This is a genomic window from Grimontia kaedaensis (genome assembly GCF_023746615.1).
GTDB classification, from domain to species: Bacteria; Pseudomonadota; Gammaproteobacteria; order Enterobacterales; family Vibrionaceae; genus Enterovibrio; species Enterovibrio kaedaensis.
On record NZ_CP082276.1, the window covers coordinates 1,311,447 to 1,330,250 of the forward strand.

The 18,804-nt window shown below is 47.8% G+C and carries 21 protein-coding genes; 14 read left to right on the forward strand and 7 right to left on the reverse strand.

The window, feature by feature from the left end:
• The first annotated feature begins 4 nt into the window (after window positions 1-4).
• The 4 genes from rimK (at window position 5) to K6Q96_RS22845 (ending at window position 4,094) form a co-directional block, all read left to right on the forward strand.
• Window positions 5-913, forward strand: coding sequence for a 30S ribosomal protein S6--L-glutamate ligase (rimK, locus tag K6Q96_RS22830; protein ID WP_251880417.1), 909 nt, complete (start codon window positions 5-7; stop codon window positions 911-913).
• Entirely contained in the window at window positions 897-1,964 is a 1,068-nt protein-coding gene (locus K6Q96_RS22835; protein WP_251880419.1) for a succinylglutamate desuccinylase/aspartoacylase family protein, read from the forward strand. Before rimK ends, K6Q96_RS22835 begins: the two co-directional genes overlap by 17 nt.
• A 285-nt stretch (window positions 1,965-2,249) precedes the next feature.
• Window positions 2,250-3,188 carry a lipase family alpha/beta hydrolase gene (locus tag K6Q96_RS22840; RefSeq protein ID WP_251880421.1) on the forward strand — a complete coding sequence of 313 codons (939 nt, stop codon included), beginning with the start codon at window positions 2,250-2,252 and terminating at the stop codon, window positions 3,186-3,188.
• A gap of 18 nt (window positions 3,189-3,206) precedes the next feature.
• On the forward strand, window positions 3,207-4,094 hold the full coding sequence (locus tag K6Q96_RS22845; protein ID WP_251880423.1) for a lipase secretion chaperone: 888 nt from the start codon (window positions 3,207-3,209) through the stop codon (window positions 4,092-4,094).
• A gap of 19 nt (window positions 4,095-4,113) precedes the next feature.
• On the opposite strand, the gene K6Q96_RS22850 is transcribed toward K6Q96_RS22845, so the two are convergent.
• Window positions 4,114-4,785, reverse strand: coding sequence for an HAD family hydrolase (locus K6Q96_RS22850; RefSeq protein ID WP_251880425.1), 672 nt, complete (start codon window positions 4,783-4,785; stop codon window positions 4,114-4,116).
• Window positions 4,786-4,914: 129 nt separating this feature from the next.
• Window positions 4,915-5,559 (reverse strand): hypothetical protein, encoded by a 645-nt coding sequence (locus K6Q96_RS22855; protein ID WP_251880427.1) that lies wholly within the window; start codon window positions 5,557-5,559, stop codon window positions 4,915-4,917.
• A 142-nt stretch (window positions 5,560-5,701) separates the two neighbouring features.
• Between K6Q96_RS22855 and msrB the strand changes: the two genes are divergently transcribed.
• On the forward strand, window positions 5,702-6,145 hold the full coding sequence (gene msrB, locus K6Q96_RS22860; RefSeq protein WP_251880429.1) for a peptide-methionine (R)-S-oxide reductase MsrB: 444 nt from the start codon (window positions 5,702-5,704) through the stop codon (window positions 6,143-6,145).
• A gap of 256 nt (window positions 6,146-6,401) precedes the next feature.
• A complete protein-coding gene (locus tag K6Q96_RS22865; RefSeq protein ID WP_251880431.1) occupies window positions 6,402-7,781 on the forward strand; it encodes a sensor domain-containing diguanylate cyclase in 1,380 nt (459 codons plus the stop codon).
• A gap of 16 nt (window positions 7,782-7,797) precedes the next feature.
• Here K6Q96_RS22865 and K6Q96_RS22870 read toward each other — a convergent pair whose 3' ends face one another.
• Entirely contained in the window at window positions 7,798-9,189 is a 1,392-nt protein-coding gene (locus tag K6Q96_RS22870) for a class II fumarate hydratase (protein WP_251880433.1), read from the reverse strand.
• Window positions 9,190-9,393: 204 nt separating this feature from the next.
• On the opposite strand from K6Q96_RS22870, the gene K6Q96_RS22875 reads away from it, so the two are divergent.
• On the forward strand, window positions 9,394-9,666 hold the full coding sequence (locus K6Q96_RS22875; RefSeq protein ID WP_002542441.1) for a hypothetical protein: 273 nt from the start codon (window positions 9,394-9,396) through the stop codon (window positions 9,664-9,666).
• Window positions 9,667-9,751: 85 nt separating this feature from the next.
• Here the strand turns inward: K6Q96_RS22875 and K6Q96_RS22880 are convergent, their stop codons facing one another.
• Window positions 9,752-10,213, reverse strand: coding sequence for a DUF3429 domain-containing protein (locus K6Q96_RS22880; RefSeq protein WP_251880435.1), 462 nt, complete (start codon window positions 10,211-10,213; stop codon window positions 9,752-9,754).
• A gap of 59 nt (window positions 10,214-10,272) precedes the next feature.
• Window positions 10,273-10,536, reverse strand: coding sequence for a DUF5062 family protein (locus K6Q96_RS22885; RefSeq protein ID WP_039850626.1), 264 nt, complete (start codon window positions 10,534-10,536; stop codon window positions 10,273-10,275).
• Window positions 10,537-10,682: 146 nt separating this feature from the next.
• Here K6Q96_RS22885 and K6Q96_RS22890 point away from each other — a divergent pair, with 146 nt between their 5' ends.
• Window positions 10,683-11,153, forward strand: a complete 471-nt coding sequence (locus tag K6Q96_RS22890; RefSeq protein ID WP_251880437.1) for an ASCH domain-containing protein — start codon at window positions 10,683-10,685, stop codon at window positions 11,151-11,153.
• Window positions 11,154-11,208: 55 nt separating this feature from the next.
• Here K6Q96_RS22890 and K6Q96_RS22895 read toward each other — a convergent pair whose 3' ends face one another.
• Window positions 11,209-12,426: a diguanylate cyclase gene (locus tag K6Q96_RS22895; protein WP_251880438.1), complete on the reverse strand. Its 1,218-nt coding sequence runs from the start codon at window positions 12,424-12,426 to the stop codon at window positions 11,209-11,211.
• An 874-nt stretch (window positions 12,427-13,300) separates the two neighbouring features.
• Between K6Q96_RS22895 and K6Q96_RS22900 the strand changes: the two genes are divergently transcribed.
• The 3 genes from K6Q96_RS22900 to K6Q96_RS22910 all read left to right on the forward strand — a co-directional run bounded on the left by K6Q96_RS22900 (window position 13,301) and on the right by K6Q96_RS22910 (window position 15,103).
• On the forward strand, window positions 13,301-13,465 hold the full coding sequence (locus tag K6Q96_RS22900; protein WP_251880440.1) for a hypothetical protein: 165 nt from the start codon (window positions 13,301-13,303) through the stop codon (window positions 13,463-13,465).
• A 194-nt stretch (window positions 13,466-13,659) separates the two neighbouring features.
• Window positions 13,660-14,253, forward strand: coding sequence for a LysE family translocator (locus K6Q96_RS22905; RefSeq protein ID WP_251880442.1), 594 nt, complete (start codon window positions 13,660-13,662; stop codon window positions 14,251-14,253).
• A 19-nt stretch (window positions 14,254-14,272) separates the two neighbouring features.
• A complete protein-coding gene (locus K6Q96_RS22910; protein WP_251880444.1) occupies window positions 14,273-15,103 on the forward strand; it encodes an AraC family transcriptional regulator in 831 nt (276 codons plus the stop codon).
• Here K6Q96_RS22910 and K6Q96_RS22915 read toward each other — a convergent pair whose 3' ends face one another.
• Window positions 15,104-15,892, reverse strand: a complete 789-nt coding sequence (locus K6Q96_RS22915; RefSeq protein WP_251880446.1) for a DODA-type extradiol aromatic ring-opening family dioxygenase — start codon at window positions 15,890-15,892, stop codon at window positions 15,104-15,106.
• A 150-nt stretch (window positions 15,893-16,042) separates the two neighbouring features.
• On the opposite strand from K6Q96_RS22915, the gene K6Q96_RS22920 reads away from it, so the two are divergent.
• From K6Q96_RS22920 to K6Q96_RS22930, 3 genes are all read left to right on the forward strand, one after another.
• Complete coding sequence (locus K6Q96_RS22920; RefSeq protein ID WP_251880448.1) at window positions 16,043-16,672, forward strand: LysE family translocator; 630 nt, start codon at window positions 16,043-16,045, stop codon at window positions 16,670-16,672.
• An 86-nt stretch (window positions 16,673-16,758) separates the two neighbouring features.
• Window positions 16,759-17,418, forward strand: a complete 660-nt coding sequence (locus K6Q96_RS22925) for a response regulator transcription factor (protein WP_251880450.1) — start codon at window positions 16,759-16,761, stop codon at window positions 17,416-17,418.
• Window positions 17,408-18,748 carry an ATP-binding protein gene (locus K6Q96_RS22930; RefSeq protein ID WP_251880452.1) on the forward strand — a complete coding sequence of 447 codons (1,341 nt, stop codon included), beginning with the start codon at window positions 17,408-17,410 and terminating at the stop codon, window positions 18,746-18,748. The genes K6Q96_RS22925 and K6Q96_RS22930 overlap by 11 nt, the downstream gene beginning before the upstream one ends.
• Window positions 18,749-18,804: the final 56 nt, after the last annotated feature.

Here is an 18,804-nt window from a genome sequence, read left to right on the forward strand (position 1 = left end):
CTATATGAAAATTGGAATTCTATCTAGAAACGAAAACCTCTATTCCACTCGCCGCCTGATAGAGGCGTGTGAGCAACGCGGCCACGAATACAAAATTATTGATGCACTGCGTTGTTACATGAACATCAACTCGACCCAACCTTCTATTCACCTGAAAGGTGAAGACCTGGTGGGTTTTGATGCAGTGATTCCGCGTATCGGCGCGTCTGTAACCTTCTACGGCTGCGCGGTTCTGCGTCAGTTCGAGATGATGGGCGTATACACTTTGAACGATTCCGTAGCAATTTCACGCTCACGCGACAAACTTCGTTCACTGCAGCTACTGTCTCGTAAAAATATTGGTATGCCGATCACAGGTTTTGCGAGTAAACCCGGCGATATTAAAGACCTTCTGGGCATGGTTGGTGGCACCCCTGTGGTGATCAAACTGCTGGAAGGTACTCAGGGTATCGGTGTAGTACTGGCAGAAACCCGTAAAGCGGCAGAGAGTGTTATCGAAGCCTTTATGGGCCTGAAAGCCAACATCATGGTTCAGGAATACATCAAAGAAGCGGGCGGCGCGGATATTCGCTGTTTCGTTATCGGTGACAAGGTGATCGCAGCGATGAAACGTCAGGCTTTGCCGGGCGAGTTCCGCTCGAACCTTCACCGTGGTGGCAGTGCGTCGCTGGTACGTATTACTCCTGACGAACGTAAAACAGCGGTTGCTGCTGCGAAGGCGATGGGTCTTCACGTAGCGGGCGTTGATTTGCTGCGCTCTGAGCGCGGACCTCTGGTGATGGAGGTGAACTCTTCACCGGGTCTTGAAGGGATCGAGACTGCTACCGGAAAAGACGTGGCAGGACTGATCATTGAACATATAGAGAAAATAGTCTCTTCTCCGAGGACGAGGACACGTGTCAAAAGCAAATAACAAAAATAATGCATTCGAAATTGGCGGGACAAGTATCCCGCCAGGTCAACGCGCAAGTGTTGAATTTGAAGTTGCTAAGCTTTACACACACTCACCGCTGTCTGTGACAGCGGAAGTTATTCATGGTAAGAAGCCCGGCCCTGTTTTGATGATAAACGCGGCCATTCATGGTGATGAGCTAAACGGTGTTGAAGTCGTTCGTCAAATCCTGGATCGTCTGAACCCTGCTACTCTGAAAGGCACGGTGATTGCGATTCCTGTGGTTAACGTTTTCGGTTTCATTCACAAATCCCGTTACCTTCCAGACCGTCGAGACTTGAACCGCTGCTTTCCGGGTTCTGAGCGTGGCTCTATTGCAGGCCGTATGGCGTATCAGATTTTCGAACAAATCGTTCGTCGCTGTACCCACATCCTTGACCTGCACACAGCGGCTATCTACCGTACCAACCTGCCTCAAATCCGTGCAAATCTGTCAAACGAAGAAACCTACGACATGGCATTGGCTTTCGGTACCCCAGTGGTTATCGATGCAGCCCTGCGTGAAGGTTCTCTGCGTTCTGAAGCTGAAAAGATTGGTATTCCGGTACTGACTTATGAAGCCGGTGAAGCACTGCGTTTTGAGCCATATGCGATCACTGCGGGCGTGAAAGGCGTTAAGCGTGTGATGCAGCACCTTGGCATGATTCGCAAGAGCACCAAACGTAAGACTCAGGTTGAACCTGTGATTGCGCGTGCAACCCGTTGGGTTCGTGCAGAAGCAGACGGCATCCTGCGTTCTCATGTTCAACTTGGTCAGCGTGTGAGCAAAGGTCAGTCACTGGCTTCAATCAGTGCACCAACCGGTAGCGAAGAGATCCAGATCTACGCACCTGCAGGCGGCATTATCATTGGCCAGCAAACCCTGCCACTGGTCAACGAAGGTGATGCGATTTATCACATTGCTTACTTCGAAGAACCGGACAAATTGGTTGAACAGCAGGTTGAAAACTACCTCGACGAAGTGGTTGACGACTCAAGTAACGAAATTAAATGGGGTATTGGCGTGCAATAAGCACTTCAATAACCAACAGAAAAGGAGCGCTTCGCGCTCCTTTTTTAATAGCTTTAATTATTTACATTTCATGAATTTAGATAAAATCACTATCTTCGTTACCATATCCATTCCGCAAGACAATGAAACGAACAACGTTCATTACCCACTCAAATAGTGATGAAAAACACAATATTCACTTTATTTTAACATAATCTTTTCATTCTCATTTCTGATACCTGACTCAAAGTTAACCAATGTCTAATATTTGAGTGACATCAGAGGACTGACCAGAGGAAATTTGAAATGAAGGGAATCATTTTAGCTGTGTTGTTCACGCTCACGTCTTTGTCGGCGTTTGCTGGTTCAACCGCATCAGGTACATCAACCACCGGATACACCCAAACGAAATATCCCATTGTGCTGGTACATGGACTGTTCGGCTTTGACAGCATCGCAGGTATTGATTATTTCCATGCTATTCCACAAGCCCTGTCCCGCAGTGGCGCCAAAGTGTTTGTTGCGCAGGTTTCTGCAACCAACAGTTCAGAACAACGCGGCGAACAACTGCTACAACAGGTTCGTTGGGTGAAGGCAGTCACCGGTGCAAAAAAGGTGAACCTGATTGGACATAGTCACGGCAGCCCTACAGCTCGCTATGTCGCTTCTGTCGCGCCACAGCATGTGGCATCAGTCACCAGTGTTGGCGGCGTAAATAAAGGGTCTGAATTTGCAGATGCTGTTCGTGGCATCCCTCCAGGTAGTTTGGGAGAAGGATTGGCTGTGACCGCTGCCCACGCACTTTCTGGTCTTATCAGCGTCCTGTCCGGCGGTGCGAGCCTGCCTCAAGACCCTTTGGCGTCTCTCCACTCTCTGACCACCAAAGGTTCATTGGCGTTTAACGCTAAGTACCCTGAAGGTGTCCCAACTAGCCGTTGTGGCGAAGGTTCTTACCGCGCTTCAAACGGTGTGTATTACTACTCCTGGTCTGGCACCAGCACGGTCACCAACGTATTGGATATCAGTGACCCAGCCATGTTTATTACAGGTCTTTTCTTCTCGGAAGCTAATGATGGTTTGGTCGGCCGCTGTGCAACTCACCTCGGCAAAGTCATTCGCAGTAACTACCGCATGAACCATTTGGACGAAGTGAATCAGTTTTTTGGCCTTCATAGTTGGTTCGATACTGATCCCGTTACTGTCTATCGCCAACATGCCAACCGCTTGAAGCGACAAGGACTGTAATCGATTAGGAGAGTCATTATGCGTATCAGGTTCACGGCTTATAAAATCGCTATCGTTATCATCGCAGGTTTCCTGCTTCTGGCTGTGCTCTATATCTACACGGGTAACAGTGAAGAAACGGCTAACCGCCAAGCACCTTCCCATGAAGGAACGGAAGTTGATATATCGTCTGACCGCGATACGTTTGAGTACTTTCTATCCACGCTGGGTGAGCGCGATCTCGCCCAGATAACCCAAGACTATGAAAACTTTGCTGACACAATAAGCTTCGGCGAAAAGCAAAAAGTCCTTTTTGAGAAATATCAGGCTTATCGTCAGTCTTTGACTCTTATATCACTGCCAAACGACATGACTAGGCTGGGCTATCTCACCTTTATCAACGAACAAATGCAAAAACTGCAAGTAGAACACTTCTCCGATGCTGAGCGCCAACGCATTTTCTATGGGGAAAACCTTGCCCGTGAAATGACCATCAAGCGCATGGAGTTGGAAGCACTGGGCTTGGACAAAGAAGCAATGAATGCCCAATGGAAGGCCGAGTTAGATCAACTGCCACCCGACATGAAAGAGAGTTATCAGAATGCCGCTTTACTGGGCGAAATGAATGCCCTATCAGCCCTAGATGACAGCGAAAAGTACCACCAGTTGAATGAGTTGGTTGGCGAAGAAGCAGTCTCACGCCTGAGAGCATTTGAGCTGGAAGAAGCAAAGTTTGACACTCAATTCCAGCAATACCTGACCGAGCGGCAACATTTGTTGGATGAGAGTTATCTGTCCGATACCGAGCGTGAACAGGCGCTGGGGGCTTTAAGAGAGTCGTACTTTACTGATGAAGAACGCCGCCGTGCTGAAGCGCTGGAACGTATTCACGACGGCGACACAACAAACAACACCAATGCTATCTAATTGGCGTTGCACTAAATAGTTAGTCGGCCTGGGAACCCCATTTCAACACCGACCACTGATATTCTCCCGCTTTTTTGAATAGCTGACTGCAAGGGTTAACCACATACACTTCGTCGGCAAACAGACACATCGGCAGGTCGTTAATCGAGTCGGAATAGAAGCTGACATGCTCGAAATCTTCATCTAGAGTTGCAATCCATTGGGTCAAGCGGTGCACTTTACCTTCACGAAAAGAAGGTACGCCGTCAGGCTTGGGCTGGTACTGGTTATTTTCCACCACCAAATCAACACCCATTGAAACGTCCGCCCCCAGCACTTTAGCAATAGGATGAACAAGGAAACCAAGAGAAGCTGACACGATGACAATGCTGGCTCCTTCTGCCCTCAACGCTTCAAACCGCGCTTTGGCTTCAGGGTAAATGTGTTCCAGCATACGTTCTTGAACAAAACGCTCCGCCAGCGCATCAACATCTTTGACGGAGCAGGAATTCAACGGTGAAAGGCTATACGCTAAATACCCATCCAGCTCCAAGGTGCCCGCGAAGTAGGCATCCATATACGCTTCATCTTTTTTCAGAAAGTCCGGATCATTCACCATGCCTAAATCGATCAGGTATTGATGCCAGCGGGACATAGAGTCACCTTCCACCAGCGTGTCATCCAAATCGAACACTGCAAGATGTGAGGTCATGGTTATCTCCTTGATTTATAAGAGTGATGCAGAGCATTCTGACTAACACTAATCTTGGCACAACTTGATGACAGTGAGATAACTGAGCGCAAAATTATGAGAAGTGAGCGCGCTAAGTCTGAGAGGCAATCAGCGAAAATAAGCTGCGGGTGCCATTAAAGAAACCCGCGGGCGAACCGCGGTACCAAATCTACGCTGAAATGCCTTTTGCGCAGCAGCAGACTCATCCACGACTTCGAGGGCGACAATTTGATCGTATTCGTCAACGTAAAGTCTCAGGTTGCCAATGTAGAGTGCCTTGTCATCGACTCTTACTAAAAATTTCATCATTTCAGGGAGTGGCAAAGCGCGATAGACGAGCTCGTCGTCCTCATCAAAGGCGCGCTCCAACTCCAACAGGCGCATGGTTTGGCGCGGCAAGGCGAAATAGAAGGTTTCATCCCAGTCCGCCAGCAAGCCCAAACGTTCCTTGTTGCTCCCTACATCAGTAGAAACCCACAAAAGCGCACGCTCATTCGCGAAAGGTCTAAAAGTATCAGTCTCTTGCTTAAGATCTTGCGCGATCACAGCTGGGATAATAGATATTTTCCCCAACACCATGACCTCATCATCTTTGATCTGAGAAAAATCTATCCACGTATCTGACCTAGTGTTATCGGACGCGCAACCGGAGAGCAGAAATAGCGGCAACACCAGCCATGCCAAGCCTCGAAGCAGCAAGGTATCGGCCAGTATTGGTGATAGCAGCGTGAAAGTGCGTTGTTCTAAAGCCATGAACCAACATTAGTACACGCACATCAAAACGCCGCCTAATTCGTGAGATGAAATTAATTTCTGGAACTTGCGGTCAATGACTCCACCAACACGGGCTTTCTCTATGTTGGTGACAGTATCAACCAAGACTAAGGTGAACATTATGCTTAACTGGGATTCTGTGATTACCACTGCCAAAAACGGCAACCCTGTACCACCCCGCCGGGTTGAGAAATCAGAGGTGGAGTGGCAGGCCGAGCTAAGCCAGGATCAGTTCTACGTAACTCGAAAACACGGGACTGAGCGCCCTTTCAGCTCTGAGATGTGCGGCTTGTTTGAACCCGGTATTTATACTTGCGTTTGTTGCGGAGAGCGCCTGTTCAACGCGAACGAAAAGTTCGATTCGGGTACAGGTTGGCCCTCCTTTACCGCGCCGTTGGAAGAAAACGTCGTCGCGTACAATATGGATATTTCTCATGGTATGACTCGGGTCGAAGTGATCTGCAATGTCTGTGACGCGCACCTTGGACATGTGTTTCCAGACGGTCCTTTACCAACGCGCCTTCGCTACTGCATCAATGCCGTGGCACTCGCCAAAGCGAAGTGAGGATATCGGTATTCGTAATTAGGCGTCCTTTAGGGCGCCTTTTTCTCACCCATTAATTCTCACCCGCCGAGTAAATGTATCACTTCCCTGACAATGGGCGTTCCAGCTCAAACAAATCTCAACGATTCAAAGTGTTTTGATATGAGTTGCAAAATAACAGCCAGAAAATCCCTATAATCAGATGAATCAATTGTACTGCCTATTCACTTGTTGAATGCGGTATTGCGGGCCAATTCGAAGCTGGAGTAGTCACTGAATGGCACGAGGTTCGACGGCGTGGGCAGCAGTCGTCACACTTATATTTTTTCTGGCATCTTTTGCCGGCACAACGCCGTTCAATCTTCACGATGCCAATATCGCGCAAGTCAGTATTGCTTCTGGCATTGGGATGATTGGCTGCCTTTACGGCGGCATTCGCACCCTCCTCGCCCTGATCTTTGCTTCCACACTCGCTTTTGGATTAGCTATTTATAGCTGGGACCCTAGTGCCACCCTCATTCCCGCACTTGTCACTGGTGCTATCATGCCTCTGGCCTGTTATCTCTCCGCACAAATCTGGAAGAACTTATTCAGCAATGGCGGCGTCCGGTTTGAAACCTTGAAGCACTATGTTTTGCAGGTTTGTATCCTGCCCGGCTTCCTCGTTTCTTTGGTTGCCGCTTCAGATTCTCTTTATGGCAGCTACACCGGAAAAGGTGGTTACTTTTACGATCTTTATGAACTCACTTCGACCTATGCACTTGGCATTCTCCTGGTTGCTCCTTTCTATCAATTATGGCGCCTAGAAGAAGAACCATTTCGTCAGTTTTCCCCAAACGCAATTTTAAGCATCATTCTCTATCTCACTCTCACCATCCTGGCGTTTATCGCCGGTGCACCAGGGCTGATTTTTGTCGCCCCTGTCATCCCTTTGATTCTGGCATTTAAAGGCGAGGAACTTGCCTCGCTTGCTGCATTGTTCGGCATGGGCATCATTGTTACCACCATTGCACCTTACAACCTTGGCCCCTTTGATTTGCCCAATAAAGTGCAAGGCCATGCCTCTCTGCTCACATATGTTCTGATGAGTGTCATCACCCCTCTGGCCATCGGACTACATGTCAGACAAATGAATGTGGTCTCACAATCCAGAGATAAATGGCAGTCCAAAGCGCGTACCGACCAATTGACTGGATTGCCAAATCGCTATGCCTTCTTCCCAGAGTTTGCAAAGCAGTTTGAGCATGCATCGAAACAAGGGAAAAAACTGGTGGTTGCCATGATTGATGTCGACCATTTTAAGTTGGTCAATGATACCTACGGTCATGCCTTTGGAGATGTGGTGCTGATGGACATCGCTTTGCTGATGCAGGAAGAAATGCGCGATTCCGACCTATTAGCCCGTGTAGGCGGCGAAGAGTTTGCGATTCTGTTACCCGGCACAAATGAAGACCAAGCCTTCAAGGCGCTGGAGCGTTTGCGCACGCGGTGTGAATCTCATATATCGAGTTATCAGGAGATTGAACTGAGTGTTACCATCAGTATAGGCGCGGCGGTATTTGCATCGCCCGAGCCGAAAGATGCCTTTCTCGGCCGTGCAGATAGTCTGCTTTATCAAGCCAAGGAAGGTGGTAGAAACCGCACCATCATTTCCTAACGCGAATCTGACCGACTCAACGGTCGGCGATACCGCCGCTCGTCAACAGAGCAGGGTTCAAAAGAACCTCGAGCTTCTCACGAGGTAGATCTGTCTCTTCTTCCGCCACGTCAATGATAGGCCGGCCTTCGGCATAGGCTTTCTTAGCAATCGCGGCGGCTTTGGCATAACCGATAACAGGGTTCAAGGCGGTCACCAGAATTGGATTTTTCGCCAATGCTTGCTCTACCACCTCTTCCCTGACTTTGAAGCTGGAAATCGCTTTCACCGCCAGCATGGTTAAGCCGTTGGAAAGCAGATTAATGCTCTCCAATAGTTTGTCCGCCACCAGAGGTAACATGACATTCAACTCGAAGTTGCCAGATTGCCCGGCAAGGCTCAGTGTAGCGTCATTCCCCATCACTTGCGCTGCCACCATGGCGGTTGATTCAGGAATCACCGGGTTAACTTTCCCCGGCATAATCGACGAGCCCGGCTGCAAGCCTTCGAGCTCAATCTCTCCCAACCCCGCCAAGGGACCTGAGTTCATCCAGCGAAGATCATTGCTGACTTTCATCACCGCTACAGCAAGGTTTCGGAACTGACCTGACAATGCCACAGCAGCATCTAGGCTACCCATCGCGTTGAAGGGATGAGGATTGGCTTCAAAGCCCACACCAGTTAGCGCTGAGACTTCTGTAGCAAACAGCGCGGCAAATTGAGGGTGAGCATTCACGCCCGTGCCAACTGCCGTACCGCCTTGCGCCAGTTTCTTCATACCTTTCAGGCTGAACAGAATGCCCTCGTGACAGCTTTCAAATTGGCGTCGCCAAGCTTCCAGTTCTTGCCCGAAGGTTACGGGCATCGCATCCATCAAGTGTGTGCGACCGGTTTTGACGATGTGGCCTACTTCCGCTTCTTTGACGCTAATCGCATCCAACAGTACATTGATAGCAGGCAACAACCGACTTTCGACTTCAAGAACAGCACTGACCTGAATGGCGGTGGGAATAGCGTCATTGCTGCTTTGGCTCATGTTCACATGATCATTTGGCCCAACGGCGACACCGCATTTAATCGCCGCAAGCGTCGCAATCACTTCATTCATGTTCATGTTGGAACTGGTACCGGAGCCTGTCTGGTAAACATCAACTGGGAAATGCAGTAGGTGATCACCAGCAATGACTTCATCACAGCTTTCGGTAATCGCTTCTGCTATCTGCGGGTCAAGCAAACCCAAACTGCTGTTAATGCTAGCTGCGCAGTATTTCACCATCGCCAATGCGCGGATAAATGGCACAGGCATGGTACGTCCGCTAACAGAAAAATTGTTCACAGCGCGTTGAGTCTGTGCCTGATAAAGGACATGTTGCGGTACTTCCACCACGCCCATACTATCTCGCTCTATACGGGTATCGTTTTTCTTCATTGCCTTTTCCCCACAAACTGCTTTGAAAATCATCAACCAAAAATAAACAACCCCTAGTACCAGTATGACCTCTATATTAAAAATTGGTGTCTCACAGGCCCCATCGCTTGGCACTTTCTCTCTGATATTGGAAAGCCCTGTGAAAGACACATCATTTCGCATAACATACGCCGTAATTTCGACTCTAAAGCAAGGCGTATAACCATGAATGATGACGATATCCTGACCAGTGAAAACCTGATTGAGATCGTTGAAAACCAGTTGGCCGACAACAACCCTAAGAAAGTAAAAGAGACGCTGATGCGTCTTCGTATGACGGGTTCTACTCAAGAAGAAGCGCTGGAATACATCGCTTGCGCGCTGATGGTTGAGATTTACGACGTAGCAAAAGGTGAAGGTGAATTTAACCTTAAGCGCTACGAAGAGCATCTCGACATGCTGCCAGAGATGCCATGGCAGGATGATTTGGAAGACTAAGGTCTATTCATTCATCACCTCCAACACTAAAAAAGCGCCCTCAGGCGCTTTTTCGTAATTTAGTTGTAGTAACGACGATGTATCCCTAAACCTGCAGTGGTGAGGAAATTACGCTCAGGTCATTCAGCCAGTACAACAAGAAGATATGGCAAACCACCACTACAGCGGTCAACATAGCGCGCATCATGGTGTACCAGAAAGGGTAAATACCTTTAAACATCAACACCACTTCCAGAATAAACAGCACGGCAAAAGACACAATCAATAAATAGATGGAATAAGGCAAAGGCATCAGCAACGCACCGACTGCCACCAGTGAAAAGACAATCCCTACCGTTAAGCCGTTGGTTGGTTTGTCCGGTCTTGCGCCGCTGATGGTCATTCCCCATACGGCACCAGAAAGGAATGCCAGAATCATTGCACTATAGCTGTTAAAGGCATAAACCAGCCCGTGCTGCCAGGCATCCGGCCAGACAGGCAGTAAAATGCCCAAGGCAATGAACGGGATAAGTCCCAATGCACCGTACGTTAACGCTGTTTTCTTCATATTTGGCTCGCTTGTTTCTATTCCTTGTTTCTCGCTACGCAATGGGAGAAGTAAACCGATCAGTCCTGAAGCAATGGGTGTCCTTCGGGAAGCTGTTTATGGATCCAAAGCACCAGTTTGTGCTTCATGTTTGGCCCATCTTCTTTATCGGACGCCAGAGGCGTTAGGACCTTATCCTCTACTAACAACCTGTAAATGCACTCAATCTTAATTTTATTCGACGTCCCTTCATCGAAGGTGGCGAAGCCACGTTTACGGGCGTATTGCTCACCGATCTGGAGCGCTTTTTTGAGCAACTGTGCCTCATGCTTGATTTTTTTCATGGTGTTACTCCGCTGTTGTTTTCGCCAGCATAGCAGACGATAAGAGGGAACAGTGTGACCATTACCGAGAGAACCCCAAACACAACATGACTTATCAATACCCTAGCCGCAAAATAGCGCCTCTAACCACTCAAGGTACAGATGAAATGGACGCTCGCTCTCAAGAATATCTCAACGCATTTCTCAACACTCTCTCCCCGGAAAAGCGCGACAGCTACACCCATTTTACCGCTGACTATTTCTGCGCCGACGAATACAACGCCAATGCGTGTGCGGAGTTGATTAAGAAAGGTGAAAAGCGCGCTAGCTGTAGCCTGGAGCTCTGGTACAGCCAAGAAGGTGAAGAACGCCCTCAAGTCGGCCATCTGCATGTTGTGACTGATTGGCATGGCAATCCGCACTGCATCATCGAACTTACTGATGTCTCCAATTGCCCCTTTAATGAAGTGACGCCCGAGTTCGCCGCATCTGAAGGTGAAGGAGACAAAAGCTATGAATGGTGGCGTGAAGCTCACTGGAATTTCTTCAGCAAAGAATGCGAAGAGTTGGGCATAGAAATGCGGGAAGATATGTTGCTTGTCCTGGAGTCTTTCCAAGTAGTGTACGACGCTGAGTAAAACCAACCAGAATTAACAATGAAGCCCAGCGATGCAAGGCTTCGTTGTTGGAGGGTCATTGATACACGGTTTGGTTACGCCCGTTACCTTTGGCTTCGTATAAACGATCGTCAGCTACTTTGATTTGCTGATCGAGGTTCCCCTCAATGTTAGACACACCAATGCTAATAGTGACTTGTATGTTCTCTTCCTGATGCGGAATGGGTGTTCTTTCCACACGTTGTCGCATCTTCTCCAGACAAGTCACGAAATCGTCAAAGTTACCATCCGCCTTGATGCAAAACTCTTCGCCACCAAAACGGGCAACCACGTCATTCGGGAAGTAGATTTTTAGGATATTCGCCACCATCACTATGGTTGCATCACCAACATCATGGCCATAGTTGTCATTAACCTTCTTGAAGAAGTCGATATCCAACATAGCAATATTCCGCTTTCTCTCGCAATCGCCACAGGCATCACCAAACAAAAAGCGACGGTTCCACAACCCGGTGAGCGCATCCTGATTCGCCATGCGAAACAGCTCTGTGTTGGCCTCTTTCATTTCTAGAATTTGGTGTACTCGACAATAAAATTCTTCTTGGTTAAAAGGTTTGTTCAGGAAATCATTCGCACCAGCTTTCAAAAAACGTGCAGTGATCGTATTAGCATCACTGCCGGAGATCCCAAGAATCGCCAATTGGTTTTTGTCTATCTTCTGGCGCAACTCATGAATCATGGTGATACCGTCTTTTACCGGCATATCGTGATCAGTCAATACAAGTGTGATGTCAGGATTTTTCTCAATAATTTCTATCGCTTCCTGCCCGTTTTCCGCCTGCAATGTTTGAATATACTGATGTTCTAGCAACTGCACGACGTGACGACGGACCGTAATAGAATCATCCACCACCAGGCATTTGTGATGTTGATTGTTGGTGAGACGATTAATAAGCGGCAGAAGATAAGACACAGACGCCATACTGTCTTTCAAAAGGTAATCAAGTACCCCTTTCGCCAGCATTTTCTCACGTATGTCTTCTTGAAACATCGCAGTCAGCACGATCACTTTCTGCTTTTGAACCAACAAAAGGTCGATGATTTCACCGTCTTGCGCATCCGGCAGGCAGTAGTCCAACACTGCACACAATAACTCCGGCTTTGAAGAGAGAATGTGTTCCGCTTCTTCGTAGCTAGCCGCCAGAAGTACCTCGTAGCCCGCTTGCGTGATGATTTGGTTCAAATAATTTCTAAAAGCGCGACTGTCTTCCACAACCAGTATTTTCTTGCTCAAGGAATAACCCTTAATTTCCTAGTACTAATTTATTTAACAATAGCTAACTATTTATACAGCGCTCTCAAATTTTCCATCTAGATTGAAGCAGATTGCTTCCAGCACCCTAGATCAGCATAGTTGAATAATGTGATCATTCAATTGCACATCATTTTATTTTACATTTTAGAATGAAAATAAATTACCATTAAAAACAATAATTAAGAAGAATTATCACGTAAACACATAAAGTAGTCTGGTTATTTAATCATCAGACTTGGCGACTAAAAACAGCCATTTGTGATGCATTCAAAAAGCGTAAAAAAGTCTGAATTTACAGTCTTAAATACAAGATAATATGTATTGATTTCTTACATCAAAAATCGGGGGGAATATTCAATTTCTGATGTGCTCAGGAAAGGCGAATTCGTCTATCTAACGACAATAAAACTATCTTGACGAACAATATAGTCGTTGAAAGCCATTGATTGTTATAGCCAAACAATCTGAATCATCATGTAGCAACCTTTGTCCATGAAGGACAAAGAGCGTTTGGCATAAGAAAATTCTTTGGCTAACTGGCTTTTTTGGATCAACAGCCATCAGGCAAGATGCCAATGCATAGTCCTTGAGTTGGATTCTGGCTTCTAAACGCGCTCACCTCTCGGCTCAGCAGATACAATACAACCCAACAGCAACCCTATACCCAATAACTTGTTCAAGCTTTAGCTCCCATCTTCATGCTTTCTGTGAGCAATTTTCTCGCGCCATCAGGTCAATTAGAGAGTAGAGGTTTTTACATAGTCAGGCTTATAACTGGTTACAAAACCACCATTGTGGAATTTTCAGAAATAGCCAACACTGCATAGACAAGAAAATGTAGGAGGATATTGTTATGACTCTCGTGCTTACCGTGATTGTTTTTATCACATGTATCGTATTGCTGGCGATAGGCGTGGTATTTTCCCGCAAGCCAATCAAGAGCAGTTGCTGCGCGTCTTCTGAGCTTGACAAAGATAAAGCTGCCTGCGCTGTTACTCCGCAAGATAATAAGGAGTAAGGGCAACAAAAAGGCGAATCATCTGGCTCGACTTTCTTTTGACCTCACTCCCTTCAGCCGTGTTCAGCGGTGATTTTGATGGCTTAACCGCTTTCAGTGACTTTCATGCACTAACTCATCAATCCGCTGCAATATCGTTCAATAACTTCCCTTCTGGCTTTGCTAACGTCTTCTTAATCTGAAAGGAGAAAGCAATGAACAGTCTGATTCTGGCGATGACCACCTTTGCCTTTGTCGGTGCGGTAACACCCGGCCCAGTAAATATTCTCGCCACCAGCACGGCGATCACCCAAGGACTAAAAGAAGCCATTAAACATGTTATCGCGGCTTCGCTGGCGTATGCCTTGGTAGTGATTCTGTGTGGGGGAGTGATGCAAAGTTTGCTGTCGTTGATCCCTTCGCTGGAAACCACCATGCAATTCCTTGGCAGCGCATTTCTTTTGTATCTTGCCTACAAAATTTTCACGGCACCTGTCTCCGCCATTGAGAAAAACACACAGACGCAATCAGGTTGGTGGACAGGTTCCATCACCCAGCTTCTCAATCCAAAGGCTTGGTTATATGCCCTTTCCGGCGTGAGCATTTATGTGGTTGGCAGGGAAAACGAAGTGTATTGGCTGGGCATGTATACTTTCGTTTCTTTGCTGGTTTGTCTGATTAGCATTGGCTTTTGGGCTGTACTTGGACATATTTTGTCCAGCAAGCTTGAAAACCCCGTTCATCAGCGCCAATTTAATAGAGTGATGGCGATTGTATTGGCATTGTCTGTCGCGGCAATTTGGATTTAATTAGGGTCTGGGACGAGCAATGAAAAAGGACACCACCACACAGTTCAAACAAAGCACGCTGTTGCCTTGGGTGGAAATGCGCGTCGCCAATCAAAGCCGCGCCTGTTATGAAGCGCACTCTCACGATGAGTTTTCATTCGGCATTATTGAGCAGGGCCATTCTGACTATAAAAACCGCCATCGCGTGAATGATGTTCGCGTCGGCGACATCGTCACCATTAATCCCGCTGATGTGCATTCCTGCAATCCAAAAGGCAACACCTGGTCTTACAGCATGTTGTTCGTCGATACGCTGAAAATGGGCGAAATCCAACGGGACATCCTTCAACACGCACACCGTGGTTACAATCAGGACTACACGCCTTTCAAGAACGATTTGGAGCGCAATCCGCTCATTCAAACCCGTTTTCTGGCGTTGTTGGAAGCATTGATAGATGACAACAGTCCGCTAAAGGCGCAGGTGGCGTTTTACGACTTTATTGAATCCAGCTTTTGGCAGCACAAATTGAGCGCAGAGAAAACTCACCGTGAGGTCGATGTTCTGAGAGTCAGGGAAAAATTGATGGATGAGCTCACCGAGATCCATCAGCTCGACAACTTGGCAGAAGAAGCGGGAATGAGCCGCTATCAATTGATTCGTGCATTCAGACAGCGCTTTGGTCTGCCGCCTCACGCTTATTTGATGGATGAAAAAATCAAACGTGCGAAAGTATTGCTTCGTGAAGGGAAGGAAATTTCAGAAGTGGCTTGCGAACTTGGCTTTTCCGATCAGGCGCATTTTCAGCGCCACTTCAAAAAGAAACTGGCAGTGACACCTAAGTACTACCAGTCCCATTTTATCGGCGACTAATCAGCCGAATCGGTAAGCATCCATCGCCAGTAGTTTGTCATCTTGCCAGCTTTGGTGAATGCGCTCTGCGTCGTCTTCCCCGCTTGCACCAAGCGCCGCAACCAATGGCAGGAAATGGTCATCCGTTGGGTGATTAAAGCGAGCATTCGGTGCGTCAGTCAGATAATTCACTACCGCTTCGTGGTCTTTATTTTGCAGCTTGTGCGCAATCCAATCCGTAAACGCTTCCGCCATCGCAGAGCCATTCGGCGTTTTCTGACGGCTGAAAATTTCACGAAGGTTGTGGGTTATCGCCCCTGAACCAATCAGCAAAATGTTTTCTTCTCTTAGCGGCGCGAGCACTTTCCCGAGCTCGTAGTTCATCTTTGTGCCTTGCTTACTGCTGATAGATACCTGCACCACCGGAATGTCCGCATCGGGATAAATCAGTCGTAGCGGGATCCAAACACCGTGGTCCCACCCTAAATTCTCATCTAACACTGCGCCATACCCAGAAGCTGATACCATATCCGCAATTTTGTAGGCCAGATCGGGCGCCCCCGGTGCAGGATAGGTCAGTTCATAAAGCGGCTTTGGAAAGCCGTAAAAGTCGTAGATCACCGACGGCGAGACACCGGAAGTAATCACGACATCATCATCGCTGTCGAGATGACCTGAAAAAATGACGATCGCTTTAGGTTTGTTGAGTGTGCCACTAAGCGATTTCATAAACCGAGAAGCATCACTGTTATCAATCGCCAGCGTTGGACCACCGTGTGATAAAAACAGAACAGGTTGAGTCTTATTCATTGATGTGTCTCCTTTTTCTAACCTCCCGCGAAGTTTCTCGTTTCTGTGTCTCAGCGGTATCGATATCTAACGTTACAGCAGATATAGTCGAAGAATTAACCGCTTGAATTTGACAATCTTGTTCAGAAAAATCGAACAGAGGGCGCTGATATGGAAATCCAAACCTTATTACTGTTTGTGGTGGCTTCACTTTCTATCAATCTGATCCCCGGTCAGGATGTGGTTTATATCGTGTCCAATACCATGGCAGGAAAACTCAAGATGGGGCTTCGCGCTGCAATGGGTTTAGGTGTGGGCTATTTCGTGCATACCTTCGCAGCCGTAGTTGGTCTTTCGGCGATTATCGTCAATTCCGCGGTCGTCTTTATGGCGGTGAAGTATTTGGGAGCCGCTTACCTTTTGTATTTAGGTATTCGTGCGCTGAGAAACTTCTTTTCTGGCAACTCGAAGATCACTATCAGTGCTTCCGATGCGGGTAATAACATTAATGTTTTCAAACAGGGCGTGATGGTGGCGGTGTTGAACCCCAAAGTCGCGTTGTTCTTCCTGTCATTCCTTCCCCAATTCATTGACCCGACAGCGGCCTCACCCGAATACCAACTTCTGGTTCTTGGCGTCGTCTTTTGCATCACCGCCACGCTTTGCAATCTCTCGTATGCCATTGTGGGAAGCTGGTTGTTCTCCTCGGCAAAATCCCAACGGTTCTCGCGTGTGATTGAAGGGACTTCAGGTGTTCTCTTGATCGGTTTGGCAGGAAAAATCGCCTTGAGCAGAGAGTAGACTCCTATTCATAGCTCGCTGTTTTACCTAAATTTCACTTTTCCTCGACCATACTTCTGATAGTTCGAGATCAAACAGGATAAGAAATGAAAATATTAGTGGTAGAAGACGAACCACAGTTAGGTGAACAAATACTCGATACCTTAGAAAAGAATGGTTGGGTGCCGGAGCTCTCTGAAGATGGCATCGATGCTCTGTATCGCGCCACCTCAGAGCCTTGGGATGCCATTGTGCTCGATTTAGGCCTACCGAAAATCGATGGCCTGACAGTGCTGAAAAGCATCCGCGACGAGAATATCAACACCCCAGTTATCATACTTAGTGCGCGCGATACCCTTTCGCAGCGCGTTGAAGGTTTGAATGCCGGTGCCGACGACTACCTCACCAAGCCGTTCGAAATGCTCGAACTTATTGCCAGACTTCGTGCTCATCTAAGACGCGCTTCCGGCACTGCATCGCCTGTTCTACAAATGGGCGACTTGAGTCTGGATACCCGAACGTCGACCGTGCTATGGCGGGGTCAGGCAGTCACGCTGACCGCGCTGGAATACAAAGTGGTTGCTTACTTCATGCATAACCCTGAGAAGATGATTTCCAAAACAGAGCTGGTTGAGCATATCTACAAACAGGATTTCGAGCGCGACTCTAACACCGTCGAAGTTTTCATTGGGCGAATACGCAAGAAGATAGCGCCAGATATCATCAAAACCGTGCGCGGATTGGGGTATCAACTCAATGCGCAGTAGAGTCAGTTATATTGGTAAACTGAGCCTGAAAAGCCGCCTGCTTTTGGCAACTGTGATTTGGGCAACCGTTATGATTTCTATTGCCGGGATAGGAATCCCAGTGCTGATGAACGATTATCTCATAACGGCGACCAAAGAGCGCTTGCAGCTGTCGATGGATGAAATCTCCAACAACTTGCAGCTTGATGAAAATCAACAGTTGGTGTTGGCACAGCCTCCCTCAGACGCCCGTTTTGAACGTCCTTTCAGTGGGCTGTATTGGCATATTACTCAGGGAGATACGGTATTGCGGTCACCGTCACTGGCGGACAAGGATTTCAAACTCTCCGACGGGCCCATCAAGGAAATGCTGGGTGCGAGGAAAGAACCTCTCATCACCATTACCCAGACCTTTGTACCCAAAGGCGGAACAACGCCAGTCACCGTCAAAATTGGTATCGATGAAGACCCGACTGAAGACGTATTGCAAAGCCTCTCCAGTAAGCTTTGGGTGATCCTATCTATGCTGTTTTTGGGCGTGATTGTGTTGGTTGGATTACAGGTAGCTTGGTCGCTGCTGCCGCTGAATGACATGCAACGGGAGTTGGTAAAACTTAAAGAGGGCAAACAAGATGCCCTCAGCACTAACTACCCGCAGGAAGTCTCGCCGCTGGTCTCTGATCTCAATGCCCTACTGTTTCATTATCACGAGTTACTTTCCCGCGCCCGACAACATGCGGGGAATCTTTCCCATGCGCTCAAAACGCCCTTATCTGTGCTCAAAAATGATGTGCTTTCACTGGATGAGGAAAGCCAGAAAAAGCTGCTGCCTTCCATTGAGCGGATCCAGAACCAGATTGACTACCACCTTGGCCGCGCCCGGGTCGCAGGCTCGATGAATATCCTCGCGGTGAAGTCCAACCCCAGTACTCGAGTGGATGCGATCACGCTGGCATTCGACAAGGTTTATGCTTCTCGTGAAGTCATTGTCATTAACGAGCTTGATGATGAATTTGACGTTGCCGTCGACCCTGCTGATTTGGATGAAATGTTGGGGAACCTCATCGAGAACGCTTATAAATGGGCAAACAACTTGGTGCGGATTTACGCTATTGATGCGGGAAAAGAAACCGTTCAAATCTGTGTTGAAGATGACGGAGAAGGTATTCCCGACGAAGAGCTAACCAACGTGCTAAAACGCAGTGTCCGACTCGATGAATCCACGCCCGGCACGGGCCTTGGACTCAATATCGTCAATGAAATTGCCCACAGTTATCGCGGAAGTCTCGAGTTAACGAAAGGAAGCATGGGCGGATTGAAAGCGGTGCTGACAGTGAAACTCGCTCGCTAGGGTCTGTTGACCTTAAGGGAAGAACAATTTCGACTATGTTGAGCCGCCATTCATGG

Coding starts and splice junctions, on each gene's coding strand:
- rimK (WP_251880417.1), top strand. CDS start 5: ATGAAAATTGGAATTCTATCTAGAAACGAAAACCTCTATTCCACTCGC.
- K6Q96_RS22840 (WP_251880421.1), top strand. CDS start 2,250: ATGAAGGGAATCATTTTAGCTGTGTTGTTCACGCTCACGTCTTTGTCG.
- K6Q96_RS22845 (WP_251880423.1), top strand. CDS start 3,207: ATGCGTATCAGGTTCACGGCTTATAAAATCGCTATCGTTATCATCGCA.
- K6Q96_RS22850 (WP_251880425.1), bottom strand. CDS start 4,785: ATGACCTCACATCTTGCAGTGTTCGATTTGGATGACACGCTGGTGGAA.
- K6Q96_RS22855 (WP_251880427.1), bottom strand. CDS start 5,559: ATGGCTTTAGAACAACGCACTTTCACGCTGCTATCACCAATACTGGCC.
- msrB (WP_251880429.1), top strand. CDS start 5,702: ATGCTTAACTGGGATTCTGTGATTACCACTGCCAAAAACGGCAACCCT.
- K6Q96_RS22865 (WP_251880431.1), top strand. CDS start 6,402: ATGGCACGAGGTTCGACGGCGTGGGCAGCAGTCGTCACACTTATATTT.
- K6Q96_RS22870 (WP_251880433.1), bottom strand. CDS start 9,189: ATGAAGAAAAACGATACCCGTATAGAGCGAGATAGTATGGGCGTGGTG.
- K6Q96_RS22875 (WP_002542441.1), top strand. CDS start 9,394: ATGAATGATGACGATATCCTGACCAGTGAAAACCTGATTGAGATCGTT.
- K6Q96_RS22880 (WP_251880435.1), bottom strand. CDS start 10,213: ATGAAGAAAACAGCGTTAACGTACGGTGCATTGGGACTTATCCCGTTC.
- K6Q96_RS22885 (WP_039850626.1), bottom strand. CDS start 10,536: ATGAAAAAAATCAAGCATGAGGCACAGTTGCTCAAAAAAGCGCTCCAG.
- K6Q96_RS22890 (WP_251880437.1), top strand. CDS start 10,683: ATGGACGCTCGCTCTCAAGAATATCTCAACGCATTTCTCAACACTCTC.
- K6Q96_RS22900 (WP_251880440.1), top strand. CDS start 13,301: ATGACTCTCGTGCTTACCGTGATTGTTTTTATCACATGTATCGTATTG.
- K6Q96_RS22905 (WP_251880442.1), top strand. CDS start 13,660: ATGAACAGTCTGATTCTGGCGATGACCACCTTTGCCTTTGTCGGTGCG.
- K6Q96_RS22910 (WP_251880444.1), top strand. CDS start 14,273: ATGAAAAAGGACACCACCACACAGTTCAAACAAAGCACGCTGTTGCCT.
- K6Q96_RS22915 (WP_251880446.1), bottom strand. CDS start 15,892: ATGAATAAGACTCAACCTGTTCTGTTTTTATCACACGGTGGTCCAACG.
- K6Q96_RS22920 (WP_251880448.1), top strand. CDS start 16,043: ATGGAAATCCAAACCTTATTACTGTTTGTGGTGGCTTCACTTTCTATC.
- K6Q96_RS22925 (WP_251880450.1), top strand. CDS start 16,759: ATGAAAATATTAGTGGTAGAAGACGAACCACAGTTAGGTGAACAAATA.
- K6Q96_RS22930 (WP_251880452.1), top strand. CDS start 17,408: ATGCGCAGTAGAGTCAGTTATATTGGTAAACTGAGCCTGAAAAGCCGC.